The organism is Moorena sp. SIO4A1, from assembly GCF_010672065.1.
In the GTDB taxonomy this organism is placed as follows: domain Bacteria; phylum Cyanobacteriota; class Cyanobacteriia; order Cyanobacteriales; family Coleofasciculaceae; genus Moorena.
Map to the genome: position 1 here is coordinate 1 of NZ_JAAHHX010001015.1, position 1086 is coordinate 1086.

At 39.7% G+C, this 1086-nt stretch carries 1 protein-coding gene; it reads left to right on the forward strand.

The features are described from left to right. Positions 1-833, forward strand: an 833-nt coding sequence (locus tag F6K53_RS44895) for a COR domain-containing protein (RefSeq protein WP_293087563.1), incomplete at its 5' end; no start/stop codon positions are given. Positions 834-1086 lie beyond the last annotated feature (253 nt).

The window sequence follows — 1086 nt, forward strand, 5'->3', positions numbered from 1 at the left end:
ATGATTGGGATGAATCTGACAATCTAATTCTCCGCTATACCTATGAATTCATGCCCAAAGGTATTATCACTCGGTTTATTGTGGTAATGCATAAGTGGATTTGCCAGCAGCAATATGTCTGGAGAAGTGGTGTTATCTTAAACAAAGATAACACCAAAGCAGAAGTAATTGAATATTACGAACAGCGAGAAATTAAAATTAGAGTTACTGGTAGACATAAACGAGACTTGTTGACTACTGTTACTTACGAACTAGATCAGATCCATGATTCTTATAACCGATTGAAGTGTACTAAGTTAATCCCTTGTAATTGTTCTACTTGCAAAAACAGTCAAAATCCTTATTTCTATGAATTTGATAAATTAAAAGAGCGGATTGCTTATCGTAAGAATACGATTGAATGTGGTAGTCCTCCCTATAAGACAGTTGAAGTATTACGTTTAATTGATGATGTGATAGGTTTAAAGCAGTTCAATAAAGATGAAGAACCAGATATCTATCGACAGCCAAACAAAGCTGATAGATCTATTACTATTAATATAGATGCTACAGGGAGTAAAACTATGTCTGAAAAAAGCGAATTCAACGTTGGGGACGGGAGTACGGTAATAGGAGCAGCAGGTAGAGAGTCTAACAACAATACTATCAACGCTACCGTCAATGAGTCACCAACAGAGAAGAAATGGAATCTCTCAAATAAACTTGCTCTGATCGGCATAATAGCAACTTTAGTTGTAGGATTAGGGGCATGGCTGTTTAGCGGACTTCTTAATGACAAGGTAATAAAATTGTTTAGTCCAGAGCCAGCAACACAACAAGAGCAACTAGATTAATCGTAGGGTGGGCAGTGTCTAGTAACGGACTTTTTAAGGTGATCTCTATTCAGAGTTTGACCTGGTGGTGCGTTACGGGACGTACTGTCCCAACACTTACTAAGCCTTGGGTCTTGGCGAACCCGCCCCTAACGCACCCTACTGGCGTGGCACAGCTAATTTGGTGCAATAAGCGTAGGTTGGGTTGAAGAATGAAACCCAACACCAGTAACGCTTTGTTGGGTTTCCCTACCGCTCAACCCAACCTACGTTT